Below are 17,514 nucleotides of genomic sequence, written 5' to 3'. Positions count from 1 at the left end.
GCCACGAAACCTAGCCCGAGGCGAAAACGCTCAAACGTTCCCTTCGGCCGTATGCGGAGCCGTATACGACCGGCGGCGTGACGGCCGCAGGCCGTCGCCGGCGGAGGCGAAGGCTCAGGCCGCCCGCCGGTTCGCGTACTCCGTGATCTCCGTCATCGGCGGCCGCTCCTCCGTGTCCACCGCGTAAGTCCGTGGCTCGAAGCCGCCCTCGACGCGCTCGAACTGGGTGAGGGCGGGGCGGATCAGATGGCCGCGGGCCAGCCGCAGCTGTGCGGTGCGGTAGATCGCCGCGGCCATACGGCCGAGCGCCTGACCGCCCTGGTGGCGGTGGAGGCGCACGCCGACATCGACCTGGGCCAGCGCGTCCAGGCCCACCAGGTGCAGGGCGTCGACCAGCATGCCCAGCTCCACGCCGTACCCGACCGGGAACGGGATCCGTTCCAGCAGGGAGCGGCGGGCGGCGTACTCGCCGCCGAGCGGCTGTACGAAGCCGGCCAGCTGAGGCCAGTGCATATTGAGCAGCGGGCGGGCCATCAGCTCGGTGACACGGCCGCCCTGGCCCGCCGCGGCCGTGCCGGGGGCGTGCTCACCGGCCGGGGTCAGCGGCCGGTCGTACATCGCCTTCACGAGGTGCACCCCCGGTTCGGTGAGCAGCGGGCCCACGATCCCGGAGACGAAGTCCGAGGAGAACTCCCTCAGGTCCGCGTCGACGAAGCAGATGATGTCCCCGCGGGTGACCAGGAGGGAGCGCCACAGCACCTCGCCCTTGCCGGGCACGGCGGGGATGCGCGGCAGGATGGCGTCGCGGTGCACCACCGTCGCGCCGGCCGCCGCGGCCACCTCGGAGGTACGGTCCGTGGAGCCCGAGTCGACGACGACGATCTCGTCGACGAGCGGCACCTGCTGCATGAGGTCGTGGCGGATGACGGCGACGATCTCGCCGACCGTCTCCTCCTCGTTGAGCGCGGGCAGCACGACGCTGACCGACGAGCCAGAGGAGCGTTTGGCGGCCAGGATCTGATGGAGCGGGCGATCGGCCACGGACCAGGAGCGGGTGCTCAGCCAGCGCTCGACTTCTTCCAGCACAGTCTGCGGCTCCTCACATGTGGTGATCCATCTCGCGGTTCGGACGACTATCTCAACTGTCGTGGCCTTCGGTTACAGTCTTGAACAACGCCGGTGACCATCGCATGTCGTGGGTCGCCGCCGCTCATCACCAGTGAAACAACCGCATACAGCTCATCCAGAGGGGCAGAGGGACACGGCCCGATGAAGCCCCGGCAACCCTCCAGCCGATTCTCGTCTTCCACCGCGAGGCTCCCGGCTAGGGAAGGTGCCAAATCCGTCTCACGGCGAGATGCGTCGTGAGGAAGATGAGGAGAAAGGGCCTCGCCTGACATGGCTGTGCAGACAGTTGCAACCCCCACCGACTCCGTGAACCTCGGTCCGGCAAAGGCCCTGTCCTGCCGTGAGTGCGGCCATCGGGTGCCGCTCGGCCCGGTCTTCGCCTGCGAGGAGTGTTTCGGCCCGCTGGAGATCGCCTACGACTTCTCGGGCTACGACACCGAGGAACTGCGCAAGCGCATCGAGGCGGGCCCCGCGAACATCTGGCGCTACGCGCCGCTGCTGCCCGTCCCGGCGGACGTCGCCGACAAGCCGAACCTCAACCCGGGCTGGACCAAGCTGGTCAAGGCCGACAACCTGGCGCGCGAGCTGGGCGTGACCGGCGGGCTGTATGTGAAGGACGACTCCGGCAACCCGACGCACTCCTTCAAGGACCGCGTGGTCGCCCAGGCGCTGGAGGCGGCGCGTGTCTTCGGCTTCACCACCCTCTCCTGCTCCTCCACCGGCAACCTGGCGGGCGCGGTCGGCGCCGCGGCGGCCCGGGCCGGCTTTCGCTCCTGCGTGTTCATCCCGCACGACCTGGAGCAGGGCAAGGTCGTCATGGCCGCGGTCTACGGCGGCGAGCTGGTCGGCATCGAGGGCAACTACGACGATGTGAACCGCTTCTGCTCGGAGCTGATCGGCGACCCGGCCGGCGAGGGCTGGGGCTTCGTCAACGTCAATCTGCGTCCGTACTACGCGGAGGGGTCCAAGACTCTGGCGTACGAGATCGCCGAGCAGCTGGGCTGGCGGCTGCCGGACCAGATCGTGGTCCCGATCGCCTCCGGCTCCCAGCTCACGAAGATCGACAAGGGGCTCCAGGAGCTGATCAAGCTCGGGCTGGTCGAGGACCGTCCGTACAAGATCTTCGGTGCGCAGGCCGAGGGCTGCTCGCCGGTGTCCACCGCGTTCAAGGCGGGCCACGACGTCGTACGGCCGCAGAAGCCCGACACGATCGCCAAGTCGCTGGCGATCGGCAACCCGGCGGACGGTCCCTACGTCCTCGACATCGCGCGCCGCACCGGCGGGGCCGTGGAGGACGTGACGGACGAGCAGATCGTGGACGCCATCAAGCTGCTCGCCCGTACGGAGGGCATCTTCGCGGAGACGGCGGGCGGTGTGACGGTGGGCGTGACACGCAAGCTGATCGAGAGCGGTGTCCTCGACCCGACGAAGACGACCGTCGTCCTCAACACCGGCGACGGCCTGAAGACCCTGGACGCGGTGGCGGGCACCGGCCTCACCGCGACGATCCGTCCGACCCTGGACTCCTTCCGAGAGGCTGGCCTCGCATGAGCGTGACCGTTCGCATCCCCACCATCCTGCGCACCTACACCGGGGGCCGGGCCGAGGTCGCCGCCGAGGGCACGACCCTCGCCGAGGTCATCGCCGACCTGGAGAAGAACCACACCGGCATCGCCGCCCGCGTCCTGGACGACCAGGGCAAGCTGCGCCGCTTCGTCAACGTGTACGTCAACGACGACGACGTGCGTTTCGAGCAGGGTCTGGACACGGCGACGCCGGACGGTGCGGGCGTCTCCATCATCCCGGCGGTCGCGGGCGGCTGACGGCCGCTCACCTCCCGTACGACCATTACCCTCGGTAACGACAACACCGAGAGTTCATCGAATTGCCCTCTCCGTGAGAGAAGCGGAGGGGGCAATTCTGTATGGTTGAGCGCGGTACAGTTGGGGAACGCGTTCCCGGTCCCTCCGGCGGACGCCGCCGGCCCCTGCGGCCCACCCGACTAGAAGCAGCCAAAGTAGGCGGGGCTTTTACGCCATCCATTCCTTTTGTCGGGCCCGACTTGCCCTGAATTCAGGTGAATTCTTCGTACATTCCCGACCGGTCATGCCCGGATTTCTCGTCCGATTGACCTGTTGCAGACGGCAGTTGGACAGATACATTCAGCCGCGGTCGACGCGTTCCGGCGCACGCCCCCAACCGTTGGGGGGTGAGGTCTGACCCGGATCCGCGAAGTGTGGATCTGTGCAAGGGCCAGTAATAGGGGAGTTAGGCATGGCTCAGGGCACCGTCAAGTGGTTCAACGCGGAGAAGGGGTACGGCTTCATCGCGGTCGACGGTGGTGCGGATGTATTCGTCCACTACAGCGCGATTCAGATGGACGGCTACCGCACCCTGGAAGAGGGTCAGCGGGTCGAGTTCGAGATCTCGCAGGGTCAGAAGGGGCCGCAGGCGGACATGGTCCGCCTGGCAGGCTGAGGTTGCGCGCCGACGACTGAACTGTTCGACGTGTCGAGGGGCTCGTATCCCATGGGGTACGGGCCCCTCGGTCTGTCCGGGGCCGGGCGGGGTGAGGTGTGAGGGGGTGCGGCAGAACCGCACGCGCGCCCCTCTCGACGACCCCGCTTCGCGGGCGCGCCCTGCGCCCAACCGCCACCCGGCCACCACCCCTCATCGAGCCCGCTTCGTCGGCGCGCCTTGCACTCGGGGGGGCCGAGTGCTAATCATTGGCGTTAGCACTCTGAAGGTGAGAGTGACAAAGATGGACCGGGTCGGTGAGGCCGCGGGCCGGGTGGGGCAAGGAACCTCCGGCCGGGGCCGTCCGTCGCGGGCGCGGGCGCGGTCCGAAGGAATCACCCCCAGTCCTGGAGGGACCACTTCACATGGCCAAGATCATCGCGTTCGACGAGGAGGCGCGGCGCGGCCTCGAGCGCGGCATGAACCAGCTCGCGGACGCCGTGAAGGTGACGCTCGGCCCCAAGGGCCGCAACGTCGTCCTCGAGAAGAAGTGGGGCGCCCCCACGATCACCAACGATGGTGTCTCCATCGCCAAGGAGATCGAGCTCGAGGACCCGTACGAGAAGATCGGCGCCGAGCTGGTCAAGGAAGTCGCCAAGAAGACGGACGACGTCGCCGGTGACGGTACGACCACCGCGACCGTGCTCGCCCAGGCGCTGGTCCGCGAGGGCCTGCGCAACGTGGCCGCCGGTGCGAACCCCATGGCTCTGAAGCGCGGTATCGAGACGGCCGTCGAGGCCGTCTGCGCCGCCCTGCTGGAGCAGGCGAAGGACGTCGAGACCAAGGAGCAGATCGCCTCCACGGCCTCCATCTCCGCCGCCGACACCCAGATCGGTGAGCTGATCGCCGAGGCCATGGACAAGGTCGGCAAGGAAGGCGTCATCACCGTCGAGGAGTCCCAGACCTTCGGTCTGGAGCTCGAGCTCACCGAGGGCATGCGCTTCGACAAGGGCTACATCTCGGCGTACTTCGCCACCGACATGGAGCGTATGGAGGCCGTCCTCGACGACCCGTACATCCTGATCGCCAACTCCAAGATCTCCTCGGTCAAGGACCTGCTCCCGCTCCTCGAGAAGGTCATGCAGTCGGGCAAGCCGCTGCTGATCATCGCCGAGGACGTCGAGGGCGAGGCCCTGTCGACCCTGGTCGTCAACAAGATCCGCGGCACCTTCAAGTCCGTGGCCGTCAAGGCCCCGGGCTTCGGCGACCGCCGCAAGGCCATGCTCGGCGACATCGCCATCCTCACGGGCGGCGAGGTCATCTCCGAGGAGGTCGGCCTCAAGCTGGAGAACGCGACCCTGGACCTCCTGGGCCGCGCCCGCAAGGTCGTCATCACCAAGGACGAGACCACGATCGTCGACGGCGCCGGCTCCCCGGAGCAGGTGCAGGGCCGCGTGAACCAGATCCGCGCCGAGATCGAGAACAGCGACTCCGACTACGACCGCGAGAAGCTCCAGGAGCGCCTGGCGAAGCTGGCCGGCGGCGTGGCCGTCATCAAGGCCGGTGCCGCCACCGAGGTCGAGCTCAAGGAGCGCAAGCACCGCATCGAGGACGCCGTCCGTAACGCGAAGGCGGCCGTCGAGGAGGGCATCGTCGCCGGTGGTGGCGTGGCCCTGCTCCAGGCCTCCCAGGTCTTCGAGAAGCTGGAGCTCCAGGGCGACGAGGCCACCGGTGCCGCCGCCGTCAAGCTGGCGCTCGAGGCCCCGCTGAAGCAGATCGCCGTCAACGCCGGCCTCGAGGGCGGCGTCGTGGTGGAGAAGGTGCGCAACCTGACCCCGGGTCACGGCCTGAACGCCGCGACCGGCGAGTACGTCGACCTGGTCAAGGAAGGCATCATCGACCCGGCGAAGGTGACCCGTTCCGCTCTGCAGAACGCCGCCTCCATCGCCGCGCTGTTCCTCACCACCGAGGCCGTCATCGCCGACAAGCCGGAGAAGGCCGCCGCGCCCGCCGGTGGCGGCATGCCGGGCGGTGACATGGACTTCTGATCGACCTGAAGGTTGATCAACGTCCTTGCCGAGGGCGGCACCCCCTGTTCCCACAGAGGGTGCCGCCCTCGGGCGTGTCCGGGGTCACGCGGCGGCCGCCCGGTGTGTGGAATGCGCGACACCGCGCGGGCGTTTGTTTGAGCAGGTGCAACAATGCGCGTGCACATACCCGCTGGTCGCCAGAGCCCACCCCCGAGGAGTCCCCACGTGACCGTCACCACGCCCCCCGCCTCCCGCGCGGCCCGGATCCTGTCCCGGCCGATGGCCCTCAACGGCCTCACCGTCCCGAACCGGATCGTCATGGCCCCGATGACCCGCATGTTCTCCCCGGGCGGCGTTCCCGGTGAGGACGTGCTGTCGTACTACGCCCGCCGGGCCGCCGCCGGTGTCGGTCTGATCGTCACCGAGGGCACATACGTGGGCCACGACTCGGCGGGTCAGAGCGACCGCGTGCCCCGCTTCCACGGCGAGGAGCAGCTGGCGGGATGGGCGAAGGTCGCCGAGGCGGTGCACGCGGTGGGCGGCACGATCGTCCCGCAGCTGTGGCACATCGGCATGGTCCGCGAGCAGGGTCAGCCCCCGTTCGCCGAGGCCCCCGCTGTAGGCCCCTCCGGTCTGCGCATCGGCGGCACCGAGGTCACCGGCAAGGCCATGGACCGGGCCGATCTGGACGCCGTCATCGGCGCGTTCGCCCAGGCCGCGGCCGACGCCGAGCGCATCGGCTTCGACGGCGTGGAGATCCACGGCGCCCACGGCTACCTCGTCGACCAGTTCCTGTGGGCGGGCACCAACCGCCGCACCGACGCCTACGGCGGCGACCGGGTGGCCCGTACTCAGTTCGCGGCGGAGATCGTGGCCGCCGTGCGGGAGGCGGTCTCGCCGGAGTTCCCCGTTCTCTTCCGCTACTCGCAGTGGAAGCAGGAGGCCTACGACGCCCGGCTCGCCGAGACGCCCGAGGAGCTGGAGGCGATCCTCGCCCCGCTCACCGCGGCCGGGGTGGACGCCTTCCACGCCTCCACGCGCCGCTACTGGCTGCCGGAGTTCGACGGCTCGGACCTCAACCTGGCGGGCTGGACCAAGAAGCTCACGGGCAAGCCGGCCATCACGGTCGGCTCGGTGGGCCTGGACGGCGACTTCATCCGCGGCTTCGCGGGCGAGGGTGCCCCGGTCAAGGGCATCGACAACCTCCTGGACCGCCTGGAGGCGGACGAGTTCGACCTGGTCGCCGTCGGCCGCGCCCTGCTCCAGGACCCCGAGTGGGCGGCGAAGGTCCTGGCGGGCCGCTTCGACGACCTGACGCCGTACGACGCGGCGGCGCTGAAGACCCTGCACTGATCCGGGCCGGGCGGTCCCCGCGCCCCGAGGGGCGTGGGGCCGTAAGGCTCCGGACCGAAGGAGGGCGGGGCCGGTGACGAAGGGCGCCTGCGCGCGGGAATTCCCTCGAGGGCACTCGTGTGCTGGACCATGAAGAACGGTGCCGACCGCCGAAGTCCAGCCGCACGGGAGATCGCCGATGACCGAGCCCCCGCTCCCCGGAGTTCTCGCCGATGTGGCGCCGATCCTGGACCACTGGGGCTATCCGGCCGTGGCCGCCCTGGTGTTCGTCGAGGACTTCGGCGTACCCGCGCCCGGCGAGACCACCCTGATCGTCGCCGCCGTGTACGCGGGCGCGGGCCGGTTGAACATCGTCCTGGTGGCCGTCGTCGCCTTCCTCGCCGCGGTCCTCGGCGACAACGTCGGCTATGCGATCGGCCGCTTCGGCGGCCACCGGGTGGTGGAGCGCTACGGCCGCCATGTGCTGCTCACCCCGGCACGGGTCGCCAAGGCGGAGGCCTTCTTCACCCGGCACGGAGGCAAGATCGTCAGCGTGGCGAGGTTCATCGAAGGGCTGCGCCAGGCGAACGGCATCATCGCCGGGCTGGCCGGGATGTCCTGGCGGCGCTTCCTCCTCTTCAACGTCCTCGGCGCCGCCCTGTGGGTCGGCGTCTGGGTCACATTCGGCGCCCTCGCCGGAGCGCACCTGGAGACGCTGTACCCGGCGGCCCGCCGCTACGAGCTGTATGTGCTCCTCGCCCTGGCCGTGCTCGTCGTGCTCCTCGTCGCCCGCCATCTGCACCGCCGTCGCAAGGGCACGGCCGGGCGCCGGAACGGGGGACAGGCGTGACGACCCGCCCGTCTGGGGCGCCGCCGGGGACAGTCCGACGGTCCGCGGGTCAGCCCGCCGCCTTCTCCAGGGCCGTGCGCAGGTGGCCGTCGCTCTCGGCGAGGAGCCGGGCCGCCGAGGGGCCGTCCACTCCGCCGATGATGGTGAGGATCGCGTTCTTGACCTCGCCGTCCGTGGCCGCGAGAGCGCGTTCGATCTCCTCGTCGCCCGCTCCCGTCGCCAGCGCCACGATGCGGTGGGAGCGGGCGCGCAGTTTCTCGTTGGAGGCGCGGACGTCGACCATCAGGTTCCCGTACGTCTTGCCCAGCCGGATCATCGTGATCGTCGAGAGCATGTTGAGGACCAGCTTCTGCGCCGTGCCCGCCTTCAGCCGCGTCGAGCCGGTCAGCAGTTCGGGGCCGACCACGATCTCGATGCCGTGGTCGGCGGCCGCCGCGAGAGGGCTGTCCGCGTTGCAGGACAGGCCGACCGTCAGCGCTCCGCACGCCCGGGCGTGCTCCACCGCGCCCACCGCGTAGGGGGTCCGACCCGAGGCCGAGACGCCGACCACCGTGTCACGGGCCGTCAGCCGCAGCGCGTCGAGGTCCTCGGCCGCCAGCTCCCGGGAGTCCTCCGCGCCTTCCACCGATGTCACCATCGCGCCGGGCCCACCCGCGATGACGCCCACGACCTGGGAGGGGTCGGTGTTGAAGGTGGGCGGGCACTCGGAGGCGTCGAGGACCCCGAGCCGCCCGGCCGTGCCCGCGCCCGCGTACACCAGCCGGCCGCCCCGGGCCATCCGCTCGGCGACGGCGTCGATCGCGGCGGCGATCTGCGGCAGCCGCGCGGCGACCGCGGCCGGAACGGTCGCGTCCTCACCGTTCATGATCTTCGCGATCTCGAGCGTCGGAAGCTGGTCGATGGCGGCCAGCTCGGGGCGGAACGCCTCGGTGGTCAGTGTCTCCAGCTCGGCTCGCAGATCACGCGGGTGGGGCGAGGAGGTCATCGGGTGTGGCTCTTTCCGGTACGGCACTGCTCTGGAGGGAGGACGGGCAGGGGCTAGCGCTTCCTTCCGCCCCGCGGGTGGTGACGGTGCGCCAGGGCCTCGTACGAGGCGGACAGCGCCGGTGCGGCGGTCTCGTACGTCCGCTGCGCCACACCGACGAACAGGCAGTCGACCACCAGGAGTTGGCTCGTGCGGGACGACATCGCGGCCGGCCTCAGCTCGCTCTCCCGCGCCGTGGAGGTGGTCAGGACATGGTCGGCGTACTGCGTGACGGGCCCGTCCGGGCGGCCGGTGACGGCGACGGTCGTCGCCCCGTGCTCGAAGGCCACACGCAGCGGTTCGATGACGTCGCCGGTGGAACCGGAGTGCGTGATCGCGATCGCCACGTCCTTGGCGCGCAGCTGTACGGCGTTGGTGACGGCGAGATGCGGGTCGCCGGGCGCATGGGCTATGAGCCCTATCCGCAGCAGCTTCTGGACGAGGTCCTGGGCGACGAGCCCGGACGCGCCGATGCCGTACACGTCGATACGGCGGGCGGCGGCGAGCGCGGCGACGGCGGCGCCGAGCTGCACGGTGTCGAGACCGGCCGCCGTGTCAGCGAGGGTCTGCTGCTCGTCGTAGGCGAGTTTCGCGACGACGTCCGCGATCGGGTCGTCGACGGCGATGTCGGCGGTGACGGACGGGGCGCGGCCCGACTGCTGCTGGGCGGCGAGGCCGGCGAGGGCGAGCCGCAGGTCGCGGTAGCCGGGGTAGCCCAGGAGTCGGGCCGTGCGCACGACGGTGGCCTCGCTGGTGCCGGTCAGCTCGGCGAGCCCGGTGACCGTGAGCGCCGCGCACCCGGCCGGGTCGCCCGCGACGGCCTCCGCGACGCGCTGCATGGACCGGGTCATGGAGGGCGCCAGAGTGCGCACTTTGGCGGCGAGCGCGGCCGGGGCGGGCGGCGCGTCCCGGCCCGCCACACCCGGCCCCGGCGAACCCGAGAAAATTCCCTTCACGCGATTGGCCACACTATGAAAGATATTTTCCGTTCGGACGTCCGGTCAAGAGTGCGCACAATGGGGACATGGATCCCATCAGCCCCCTGGAGCAGTCCCTGCATGCGGCCCGTGCCCTGGTGCTCGCCGACCTGGTCGCGGGAGAGGTCGCCGAGGCGGACGTCGTCTCGCTCGTCGAGGACTCCGTCGTCCAGCGCCGCTGGTGGGTCGAGCAGTGGCCGGACGGCGCTGCCTATGTGGCCGGGCTGATCGCCCAGGACGTCCAGGACGCGCTGCTGGAGCGGTACGGCCGCTGGCCGCTGTGCCCCGTCTGCGGCTCCGGCGACCCGCACGCCCTGGACGTCGAGCCCGAACTCGGCCCCGACCCGCACTGGGTGTGCCCGAAGGCGGGCGTGAAGGTCGCGGCGGTGGGTTCGCTGGGGAGGGCGACGGGCGGAATGGCGTCCTCGTGACGGTCTATATCGACCCGCCCACCTGGCCGGGCCACGGCCGTCTGTGGTCCCACCTGATCAGCGACGTCTCCTACGACGAACTGCACCGGTTCGCCGAGCGGCTGGACGTGCCCCGCCGGGCCTTCGAACGCGACCACTACGATCTGCCCGCCCACCGGTACCCGGAGGCCGTCCGGGCGGGGGCGGTGGAGGTGGACAGCCGCGAGGTGGTGCGTCTGCTGCACGCCTCCGGTCTGCGCCGGCGCAAGCGCCGGACGCACACCGCGGCGCGCCGGTCAGCCCCGTAGCTCGTACGCCACTTGGGTGCCGTCCTCGCCGGCCGCACCCGTCCGCCGGAACCCGGCGCGCGCCACCACCCCGTGCGAGGCGAGGTTGTCCCCGTCCACGACCGCGAGCAGGGTGTGGACGTCCTCCCGGGCCAGGGCGCGGGCCGCCAGCGCGCGCAGGGCCTCGGTCGCGTAGCCGTGACCCCGGGCGGCCGGCGCCAGGTCGTACCCGACCTCCGCGCGTCCCTCCCCGTCCGGGGCGCCGTGGAAGCCCATTCCGCCCACCGCGCGCCCGTCCTCCTTCCGTACGAGGACGTAGAGGCCCCATTCCGGCCGGTACGCCCCGTCCTCGTACGCGGCGGTCACCATCCCGGCGGCCTCCCGGGTGCCCTGGAAGGGCCCGCCCTCGATCCATGCGAACCCCCCGTCGCCGCCCAGGGACAGATCGCGGGCGGCCGCGGGCGTGACACCCTCGAGCGTCAGGCGTTCCGCCGGGACCACCGGGGTGTTGTGCCAGCGCCACTCCGTGACCGGGGCACGGCCGGGCAGGTCACCGCGCCCGGTGGCCCACAGCAGGGTGGGCCAGGCGTCCGGACCCGGCCGGACCTGCGGGAAGATCCGGTTCAAGACGTCCTCGCACAGGTCGGCGGGCGGCTCGTAGGCGAGGCCCAGGCCCTCGGCGATGTCATGGGTGTGCAGCAGGACTTCGGCGACGCCCATCGCGGCGAAGCCCTCACGGTTCACGCTGCGGAACGGATACGGGTGGAAGGCGCGCACCTCGCGCGGGGTGGTCCGGACGGCCGCGGCGAGCAGGGCGCCGGTCGTCTCGATCACGTCCAGGACACCCGCGTGGCCGGTGCCCTCGTCGAGGGTGAGGTCGAAGGGGACGTACGCGTCCTGGGGCCGCCCCGCCAACTGCCCCGCGTAGGCGAGGAGATCGCTCGCGATGTGCTCCGCGGTCCGGCGGCAGCTCCACTCCAGACGCCCGGCCTTCACCCCCTCCCAGTCCAGGTCCGTCGCCGTCCGCAGCAGGCCCGTGCAGCTCGCGACGGCCTCTTCCACTCGTTCCCCGCCCATGATGCGCATGGTGAGCAGGCTAGGAGGTCGCCGGTCCCGGGGTCGACAGCATTTCCAGCTCCGAGCCGATGTTGTACCGCGCCGTCGCCTCCCACCGGCCCTGCCCGTAGGGAGTGCGGAACAGCCGGGGCAGGGCGAGGAGTTCGCGCAGGACCGCGGCGCGGCCCTCGCGGAAGGCGTCGCCCGGCACGAAGCCGTACTCCTCGCGGACGGCGGCGGTGTAGGCGGCGTAAGCGGCCGGGGGCGAGCCGAGGATCGCGAGGTCGGCGTCGCACAGGACCTGGCCGTCGCGGTCGTCGTCGGCCGGGTCGTGCGTGACGGTGAGCCGGACCAGCCGGGCGACCTCGGCGGTCCGGTCCCCGGCGACTCCGGCCTCGAAAAGAGCGCGTTCGGCGAGGCGGGCGGACCGCTCCTCGTTCTCGGAGCGGTCGGGCAGATAGACGGCGTCGTGGAACCAGGCGGCCAGCCGCACCACGTCCGGATCGTGCGCGTACTCCTCCAGCACATCGATGTGGTCGAGGACCGCGGTGAGATGCGCAAGCGTGTGGTACCGGCGCTGCGGCTCCCGCCAGCGGGAGAGCAGGTTCTCCGCGTACGGCGCCGGGTCGGGGCCGGCGCCGGGGCCGCGGGCTCCTTCCAGGGCACGGGCGAAACGGGCGCGCAGGTCGTCTGGATCGGCCATGCCGTCATTCTCCCCCGGGTCCTGCGTGGAGACGGTGTGCGGCTGCCCAGCTCAGTGACGCCTCGGTGGCGAACGCGTCCGGACCACCGTCCTCGCGCCGGGTCGGGGGCCCGGCGGCGGTCCGGCGTCCGGATGAGGTCGAGCTGACGCTGCAGCGGCTTCCCCGGGCGGCGTACCCTTGGATTGGACTAGACCTATAGTCGCTCCAGGGAACACCGACGGAAGGGGTCCTATGAGCACGCGTGCAGTCCTGGAGGTGATCGCCCTCGGGCCCGAGGACGCGGTCGCCGCCCAGGCCGGAGGCGCGGACCGCCTCGAGCTGGTCACCGACATGGCCGCCGACGGGCTCACCCCGCCGGTGGCGGTCTTCGCCGGAATCCGCGCCGCCGTCGACATCCCGCTGCGTGTGATGCTCCGGAAGCGGGACGGGTTCGCGGCCGGTGACACCGGGGCGCTGGTCCGTGCCGCGGGCGAGCTGCGCGCGGCCGGTGCCGACGCCTTCGTGCTCGGGTTCCTCGGCGAGGACGGCGGGCCCGATCTGGAGACCGTGGAGCGGCTGCTGGCGGAGCTGGACGGCTGCCGCTGGACCTTCCACCGTGCGATCGACCACGCCGCCGACCGGGAGGCCCTGCGCAAGCAGCTCGCCGATCTGCCGGGCCTGGACACCTATCTCACCGCGGGCTCGGCGGACGGCGTGGACGACGGCCTGCCCACCCTCGTCGCCGAGGCCGCCCGGCGCGGCGAACCCGGCTACACCCAGCGGCTCATGGTCGGCGGCGGCCTCCGCCTCGAGCACGTTCCGCCGCTGCGCGCCGCCGGCGTGGACGCCTTCCACATCGGCGGCGCGGCCCGCCCGGACGGCTGGACCGCACCCGTCTCCGCGCAGGCGGTACGGCAGTGGCGCACCGCCCTCGACGGCCGGCCGTAACCCCGGTTCCCTCAGCCCAGCTGAGGCGGCAGCGGGGCCGCATGGGTCACGATCAGGCCCGAGACGGCACGGGTGAGGGCCACATACAGGCGGCGCAGGCCCGTCCGTTCGTCGGGTTCGCCGTCGACGACCGCCTGAGGCTCGTCGAGGACCACGTAGTCGTACTCCAGACCCTTGGCCAGCGACGCCGGGACCAGGGTCAGCCGGGTCTCAGGGGTCGTCTCCTCGCCGGGGCCCAGGTAGCCGATGCCCGCGGCGGCGAGCGCCTCGGCGAGCACGGGGATCCGGGCGTCGGCCGCGATCAGGCCGGTCGAGCCCTCGTGGCCAAGCGACTCCGCACAGGCGGCGACCACATCGGCGGCGTCCGTGACCGTACGCAATTCGAAGAAGCCCGGGTTCTCGCGCACCGACGCCACCGGTGTGAGTCCCGGCGCGATGTGCGGCAGCAGCCGGGAGGCGTAGGTGATCACGTCCGTCGGCACGCGGAAACCGGCCGTCAGCTCCTCGATCAGCGCGTCCGCCTTGCCCAGGTGTGCGAGTGCCTCCTGCCAACTGCGCGTCGCCCAGGGAGTGGTGCCCTGGGCGAGGTCGCCGAGGACGGTCGCCGAACCGGTGGTGCAGCGCCGGCCGACCGCCCGGTACTGCATGGGGGAGAGGTCCTGCGCTTCGTCGAGCACCACATGCCCGAGCGAGTGCGTGCGCTGCACCAGGTCGGTGGCCTCGTCGATCAGTACGGCGTCGGCGGGCGACCACCGGGCGGACTTCACCGAGCGCACCGGCTTCGTCCAGAGCATCTCCTTCCGCTCGTCCTCGTCGAGGAGTCCCGCCGCGTGCTCGGCGAGGAAGTCGGCGTCGGTGAGCAGCCGCAGGACCAGCTTCGCCGGGTCGACCGGCGGCCAGATCGCCTTGACCGCCGCCTTCACGGCGGTGCTGCGGGCCACGGCGTCCTGCACCCGGTCGTCCGGTGCCTCCCCGGCCCGCTCCATCTGGACGAGCACGGCGTGCGCGATCCGCTGCGGCAGGGCCTCGCGGGCGGCGCCGTAGCGGATGTCCCGGTCGAGCAACTCCCGTACGATCTCCTCCACTTCGTACGCGGGCACGCGCCAGCGCCGGGAGCCCCGCACCACCACGACGGGCTCGGTGGGCATCGTCACCTGCGCGCGCACGGCGCGCCGGAGCACCTCCGCCATGCGCGCGTCGCCCTTGACGACGGCGGCCGCCGCGCTGTCCGTGCCGCGTACCTCGACGTGCGCGACGAGGTCGTCGACCGTCGCCTGCCTCACCTCCAGCTCGCCGAGCGCGGGCAGCACCTGCTCGATGTAGTGCAGGAAGGATGCGTTCGGACCGATGACGAGGGTGCCGGTACGGGCGAGCCGCTCGCGGTGCGCGTAGAGGAGGTAGGCGACCCGGTGCAGGCCGACGGCCGTCTTACCGGTGCCGGGACCGCCCTGCACACAGACGGTTCCCGACAGCCCGGACCGCACGATCTCGTCCTGCTCGGGCTGGATGGTGGCCACGATGTCGCGCATCGGGCCGACACGCGGGCGCTCGATCTCCTGCTGGAGCAGCTTGCTGGTGGTGGCGGCCTCCGCGGGGTCGGACAGGTGCTCGTCCTCGTACGCGGTCAGCTCGCCGCCGGTGTAGCCGAAGCGGCGGCGCAGCCCGACGTCCATCGGGTCCTTCTGCGAGGCCCGGTAGAACGGCTGCGAGACGGGCGCGCGCCAGTCGATCACCATCGGGTCCCCGTCGGCGTCGTGGACGTGCCGCCGCCCGATGTAGAACCGTTCGCCCTCGGCACCCTCCGCACGGTCGGCCCCCGGGGCGTGCAGGTAGTCGAGGCGGCCGAAGAACAGCGGAGTGTGGCTGAGGTCGGCGAGGGCCTTGATGCGCTCGTCGATCTGGCGGGCCAGTACCTCGGCGTTGACCCAGTTCGCGGTGACGTCGCTGATGTCGAGGTTCTCCACGTCCTCGCGCATCGCGCGCAGCGCGGCCCGGGAGGCGGCGAGATGCGCGCGTTCGCGGGAGAGGGGGCCGGTCTCGGACGGAGCGGACGTGGAGTCCGGGGCTGACGGGGTGGACACGGAAAGCTGCCTCCGGTGCGGTGGGCCGGCGCGGTGACGGTTGCGATGGTGCCGTCCGGTTTCCGTCCGGACGACGGCTCTCCGTGAAGGGAGGCGGGCAAGACAGGAGATTTTAGGCGACGGGCGCCCGTGGCGCCCAACGGTTTTCCCGGCGCCTCAGGTCGCGGGCCCGGTGGGAATTGTCGGCCACCCCTAGGGGACGAGGTCCCTCCGGAGTACGACGGGGGCTGCCGGAAGGGGTACGGAACCGCCCCGCAGGTTACGTCCTTGGACCGACGCCATTCGGGGCCGGCGGTTCCACCATGGAGACATGAGCGCAGTAACCTTCACCCCCGCCCGGCACGGCCCGCCGTCCGGCGCGACCGCCCTCGACGAGCAGCACCGCCGCCATGTCGTCGGCGATGCCCTGCGCGCCGTCAAGGTGTTCCTGGGCGCCGCGATCGACGTGGTCGTCCTCGGCGAGTACGGCGAGGAGGCGGGCGTTCGCAGCCGTCGCTGACGACGGTTCGCCGAGCGCCGCCTCGCCCGCTCCCTCGACCTCGCCGTCAGTTCCCTGTCAGCAGTTCGTCCGCGTCCACGATCCGGTAGGCATAGCCCTGTTCCGCGAGGAAGCGCTGGCGGTGGGCGGCGAAGTCCTGGTCGATGGTGTCGCGGGCGACCACCGAGTAGAAGTGCGCCTGGTGGCCGTCGGCCTTGGGCCGCAGCACCCGCCCCAGCCGCTGGGCCTCCTCCTGCCGTGATCCGAACGTGCCCGACACCTGGATGGCGACGGTCGCCTCCGGCAGGTCGATGGAGAAGTTCGCGACCTTGGAGACGACGAGCACGTTGATCTCGCCCTCGCGGAAGGCGCCGAAGAGCTTCTCCCGCTGCAGGTTGGAGGTCTCGCCCTTGATGACCGGCGCGCCCAGGTGTTCACCCAGCTCGTCCAGCTGGTCGATGTACTGGCCGATGACCAGGATCTGCTGCCCCTCGAAGCGCCGCACCAGCGCCTCGGTCACCTTCCGCTTGGTGTCGGTGGTCGCGCAGAAACGGTACTTCTCCTCCGGCTCGGCGGTGGCGTACGCGAGCCGCTCGGAGTCGGTGAGGTTCACCCGCACCTCCACGCAGTCGGCGGGCGCGATGTAGCCCTGGGCCTCGATCTCCTTCCAGGGCGCGTCGAACCGCTTGGGCCCGATCAGGGAGAAGACGTCAGACTCGCGGCCGTCCTCCCGCACCAGCGTCGCGGTCAGCCCGAGCCGCCGGCGCGCCTGGAGGTCCGCCGTGAACTTGAAGACGGGCGCGGGCAGCAGGTGCACCTCGTCGTAGACGATGAGACCCCAGTCCCGGGAGTCGAACAGCTCCAGATGCGGGTAGATGCCCTTCCGCTTGGTGGTGAGCACCTGGTACGTGGCGATGGTGACCGGGCGGATCTCTTTGCGCGTACCGGAGTACTCGCCGATCTCGTCCTCGGTGAGCGAGGTCCGCTTCACCAGCTCGTGCTTCCACTGCCGGGCGGAGACGGTGTTGGTGACCAGGATGAGGGTGGTCGCCTTCGCCTGGGCCATGGACCCGGCGCCGACCAGGGTCTTGCCGGCACCGCAGGGCAGCACGACGACGCCGCTGCCGCCGTGCCAGAAGTTCTCCACGGCCTGCTTCTGGTAGGGCCGCAGCGCCCAGCCGTCCTCGGCCAGCTCGATGGGGTGCGCCTCGCCGTCGACGTACCCCGCGAGGTCCTCGGCGGGCCAGCCCAGCTTGAGCAGCACCTGCTTGATCTGCCCGCGCTCGGAGGGATGCACGGCCACGGTGTCCTGGTCGATCCGGGCCCCGACCAGCGGGATGATCCGCTTGGACCGCAGCACCTCCTCCAGGACGGGCCGGTCGGTGGTCGTCAGGACCAGACCGTGGGCCGGGTGCTTGCTGAGGGTCAGCCGCCCGTACCGGTCCATGGTCTCGGCGATGTCGACGAGCAGCGCGTGCGGCACCGGATAGCGGCTGTACTGCACCAGGGCGTCCACGACCTGCTCGGCGTCGTGCCCCGCGGCCCGCGCGTTCCACAGCCCGAGCGGGGTCACCCGATAGGTGTGGATGTGCTCGGGCGCCCGTTCCAGCTCGGCGAACGGCGCGATGGCCCGACGGCAGTCGTCGGCCTGCTCGTGGTCGACTTCCAGGAGCAGGGTCTTGTCGGACTGAACGATGAGCGGACCACTCACGCGCGGCTGCCTTTCTGCACGGCTCTGCACGGTCAAACGTCCAGTGTGCCTCATCCGGAGGC

17 protein-coding genes and 1 riboswitch are annotated in these 17,514 nt (G+C 71.3%); of the genes, 10 read left to right on the top strand and 7 right to left on the bottom strand.

Annotated elements, in window-relative coordinates:
• Positions 1 to 114: 114 nt before the first annotated feature.
• The gene (locus tag ABZ876_RS11580) at positions 115 to 1,086 is read right to left on the bottom strand and encodes a glucosyl-3-phosphoglycerate synthase (protein ID WP_361777993.1); all 972 of its coding nucleotides are present in this window, start codon (positions 1,084 to 1,086) and stop codon (positions 115 to 117) included.
• A gap of 150 nt (positions 1,087 to 1,236) precedes the next feature.
• A riboswitch (SAM riboswitch) is annotated at positions 1,237 to 1,380 on the top strand.
• 18 nt (positions 1,381 to 1,398) lie between these two features.
• Here ABZ876_RS11580 and thrC point away from each other — a divergent pair.
• The 6 genes from thrC (at position 1,399) to ABZ876_RS11550 (ending at position 7,797) form a co-directional block, all read left to right on the top strand.
• Positions 1,399 to 2,679, top strand: coding sequence for a threonine synthase (gene thrC / locus ABZ876_RS11575; RefSeq protein WP_361777990.1), 1,281 nt, complete (start codon positions 1,399 to 1,401; stop codon positions 2,677 to 2,679).
• Positions 2,676 to 2,951 (top strand): MoaD/ThiS family protein, encoded by a 276-nt coding sequence (locus ABZ876_RS11570; protein WP_361777987.1) that lies wholly within the window; start codon positions 2,676 to 2,678, stop codon positions 2,949 to 2,951. The genes thrC and ABZ876_RS11570 overlap by 4 nt, the downstream gene beginning before the upstream one ends.
• 451 nt (positions 2,952 to 3,402) lie before the next feature.
• A complete protein-coding gene (locus ABZ876_RS11565) occupies positions 3,403 to 3,606 on the top strand; it encodes a cold-shock protein (RefSeq protein ID WP_009339379.1) in 204 nt (67 codons plus the stop codon).
• A 404-nt stretch (positions 3,607 to 4,010) separates the two neighbouring features.
• Entirely contained in the window at positions 4,011 to 5,633 is a 1,623-nt protein-coding gene (groL, locus tag ABZ876_RS11560; protein WP_361777984.1) for a chaperonin GroEL, read from the top strand.
• Between the two features lie 207 nt (positions 5,634 to 5,840).
• Positions 5,841 to 6,968 carry an NADH:flavin oxidoreductase gene (locus tag ABZ876_RS11555; protein WP_361777981.1) on the top strand — a complete coding sequence of 376 codons (1,128 nt, stop codon included), beginning with the start codon at positions 5,841 to 5,843 and terminating at the stop codon, positions 6,966 to 6,968.
• A gap of 178 nt (positions 6,969 to 7,146) precedes the next feature.
• Entirely contained in the window at positions 7,147 to 7,797 is a 651-nt protein-coding gene (locus ABZ876_RS11550; protein WP_361777978.1) for a DedA family protein, read from the top strand.
• A 49-nt stretch (positions 7,798 to 7,846) separates the two neighbouring features.
• On the opposite strand, the gene murQ is transcribed toward ABZ876_RS11550, so the two are convergent.
• Together murQ and ABZ876_RS11540 are read right to left on the bottom strand one after the other, a co-directional pair.
• Positions 7,847 to 8,782 carry an N-acetylmuramic acid 6-phosphate etherase gene (gene murQ / locus ABZ876_RS11545; protein WP_361777975.1) on the bottom strand — a complete coding sequence of 312 codons (936 nt, stop codon included), beginning with the start codon at positions 8,780 to 8,782 and terminating at the stop codon, positions 7,847 to 7,849.
• Between the two features lie 53 nt (positions 8,783 to 8,835).
• Positions 8,836 to 9,789 (bottom strand): MurR/RpiR family transcriptional regulator, encoded by a 954-nt coding sequence (locus tag ABZ876_RS11540; RefSeq protein ID WP_361777972.1) that lies wholly within the window; start codon positions 9,787 to 9,789, stop codon positions 8,836 to 8,838.
• A 56-nt stretch (positions 9,790 to 9,845) separates the two neighbouring features.
• Between ABZ876_RS11540 and ABZ876_RS11535 the strand changes: the two genes are divergently transcribed.
• Together ABZ876_RS11535 and ABZ876_RS11530 are read left to right on the top strand one after the other, a co-directional pair.
• Positions 9,846 to 10,229 carry a hypothetical protein gene (locus ABZ876_RS11535; RefSeq protein ID WP_361777969.1) on the top strand — a complete coding sequence of 128 codons (384 nt, stop codon included), beginning with the start codon at positions 9,846 to 9,848 and terminating at the stop codon, positions 10,227 to 10,229.
• Positions 10,226 to 10,516 (top strand): DUF4031 domain-containing protein, encoded by a 291-nt coding sequence (locus ABZ876_RS11530; RefSeq protein WP_361777966.1) that lies wholly within the window; start codon positions 10,226 to 10,228, stop codon positions 10,514 to 10,516. The genes ABZ876_RS11535 and ABZ876_RS11530 overlap by 4 nt, the downstream gene beginning before the upstream one ends.
• Here the strand turns inward: ABZ876_RS11530 and ABZ876_RS11525 are convergent.
• Positions 10,505 to 11,581, bottom strand: a complete 1,077-nt coding sequence (locus tag ABZ876_RS11525; RefSeq protein ID WP_361777964.1) for a GNAT family N-acetyltransferase — start codon at positions 11,579 to 11,581, stop codon at positions 10,505 to 10,507. The genes ABZ876_RS11530 and ABZ876_RS11525 overlap by 12 nt on opposite strands.
• A 10-nt stretch (positions 11,582 to 11,591) precedes the next feature.
• Positions 11,592 to 12,254: a hypothetical protein gene (locus ABZ876_RS11520; protein ID WP_361777961.1), complete on the bottom strand. Its 663-nt coding sequence runs from the start codon at positions 12,252 to 12,254 to the stop codon at positions 11,592 to 11,594.
• Positions 12,255 to 12,486: 232 nt separating this feature from the next.
• On the opposite strand from ABZ876_RS11520, the gene ABZ876_RS11515 reads away from it, so the two are divergent.
• A complete protein-coding gene (locus ABZ876_RS11515) occupies positions 12,487 to 13,182 on the top strand; it encodes a copper homeostasis protein CutC (RefSeq protein ID WP_361777958.1) in 696 nt (231 codons plus the stop codon).
• Between the two features lie 11 nt (positions 13,183 to 13,193).
• On the opposite strand, the gene ABZ876_RS11510 is transcribed toward ABZ876_RS11515, so the two are convergent.
• On the bottom strand, positions 13,194 to 15,158 hold the full coding sequence (locus ABZ876_RS11510; protein ID WP_361778147.1) for a UvrD-helicase domain-containing protein: 1,965 nt from the start codon (positions 15,156 to 15,158) through the stop codon (positions 13,194 to 13,196).
• 415 nt (positions 15,159 to 15,573) lie between these two features.
• Between ABZ876_RS11510 and ABZ876_RS11505 the strand changes: the two genes are divergently transcribed.
• Positions 15,574 to 15,762 (top strand): hypothetical protein, encoded by a 189-nt coding sequence (locus ABZ876_RS11505; protein WP_361777955.1) that lies wholly within the window; start codon positions 15,574 to 15,576, stop codon positions 15,760 to 15,762.
• Positions 15,763 to 15,808: 46 nt separating this feature from the next.
• Here the strand turns inward: ABZ876_RS11505 and ABZ876_RS11500 are convergent, their stop codons facing one another.
• The gene (locus ABZ876_RS11500; RefSeq protein ID WP_361777952.1) at positions 15,809 to 17,452 is read right to left on the bottom strand and encodes a DNA repair helicase XPB; all 1,644 of its coding nucleotides are present in this window, start codon (positions 17,450 to 17,452) and stop codon (positions 15,809 to 15,811) included.
• Positions 17,453 to 17,514 lie beyond the last annotated feature (62 nt).

The sequence above is a fragment of the Streptomyces sp. NPDC046931 genome (assembly GCF_040644655.1).
GTDB lineage: Bacteria > Actinomycetota > Actinomycetes > Streptomycetales > Streptomycetaceae > Streptomyces.
Note: the sequence above shows the minus strand (reverse complement) of the source record. Positions and strands in the feature narration are given on the sequence as shown.

Coding starts and splice junctions, on each gene's coding strand:
- ABZ876_RS11505 (WP_361777955.1), top strand. CDS start 15,574: ATGAGCGCAGTAACCTTCACCCCCGCCCGGCACGGCCCGCCGTCCGGC.
- ABZ876_RS11520 (WP_361777961.1), bottom strand. CDS start 12,254: ATGGCCGATCCAGACGACCTGCGCGCCCGTTTCGCCCGTGCCCTGGAA.
- groL (WP_361777984.1), top strand. CDS start 4,011: ATGGCCAAGATCATCGCGTTCGACGAGGAGGCGCGGCGCGGCCTCGAG.
- thrC (WP_361777990.1), top strand. CDS start 1,399: ATGGCTGTGCAGACAGTTGCAACCCCCACCGACTCCGTGAACCTCGGT.
- ABZ876_RS11550 (WP_361777978.1), top strand. CDS start 7,147: ATGACCGAGCCCCCGCTCCCCGGAGTTCTCGCCGATGTGGCGCCGATC.
- ABZ876_RS11525 (WP_361777964.1), bottom strand. CDS start 11,581: ATGCGCATCATGGGCGGGGAACGAGTGGAAGAGGCCGTCGCGAGCTGC.
- ABZ876_RS11565 (WP_009339379.1), top strand. CDS start 3,403: ATGGCTCAGGGCACCGTCAAGTGGTTCAACGCGGAGAAGGGGTACGGC.
- murQ (WP_361777975.1), bottom strand. CDS start 8,782: ATGACCTCCTCGCCCCACCCGCGTGATCTGCGAGCCGAGCTGGAGACA.
- ABZ876_RS11535 (WP_361777969.1), top strand. CDS start 9,846: ATGGATCCCATCAGCCCCCTGGAGCAGTCCCTGCATGCGGCCCGTGCC.
- ABZ876_RS11515 (WP_361777958.1), top strand. CDS start 12,487: ATGAGCACGCGTGCAGTCCTGGAGGTGATCGCCCTCGGGCCCGAGGAC.
- ABZ876_RS11570 (WP_361777987.1), top strand. CDS start 2,676: ATGAGCGTGACCGTTCGCATCCCCACCATCCTGCGCACCTACACCGGG.
- ABZ876_RS11510 (WP_361778147.1), bottom strand. CDS start 15,158: ATGCGCGAGGACGTGGAGAACCTCGACATCAGCGACGTCACCGCGAAC.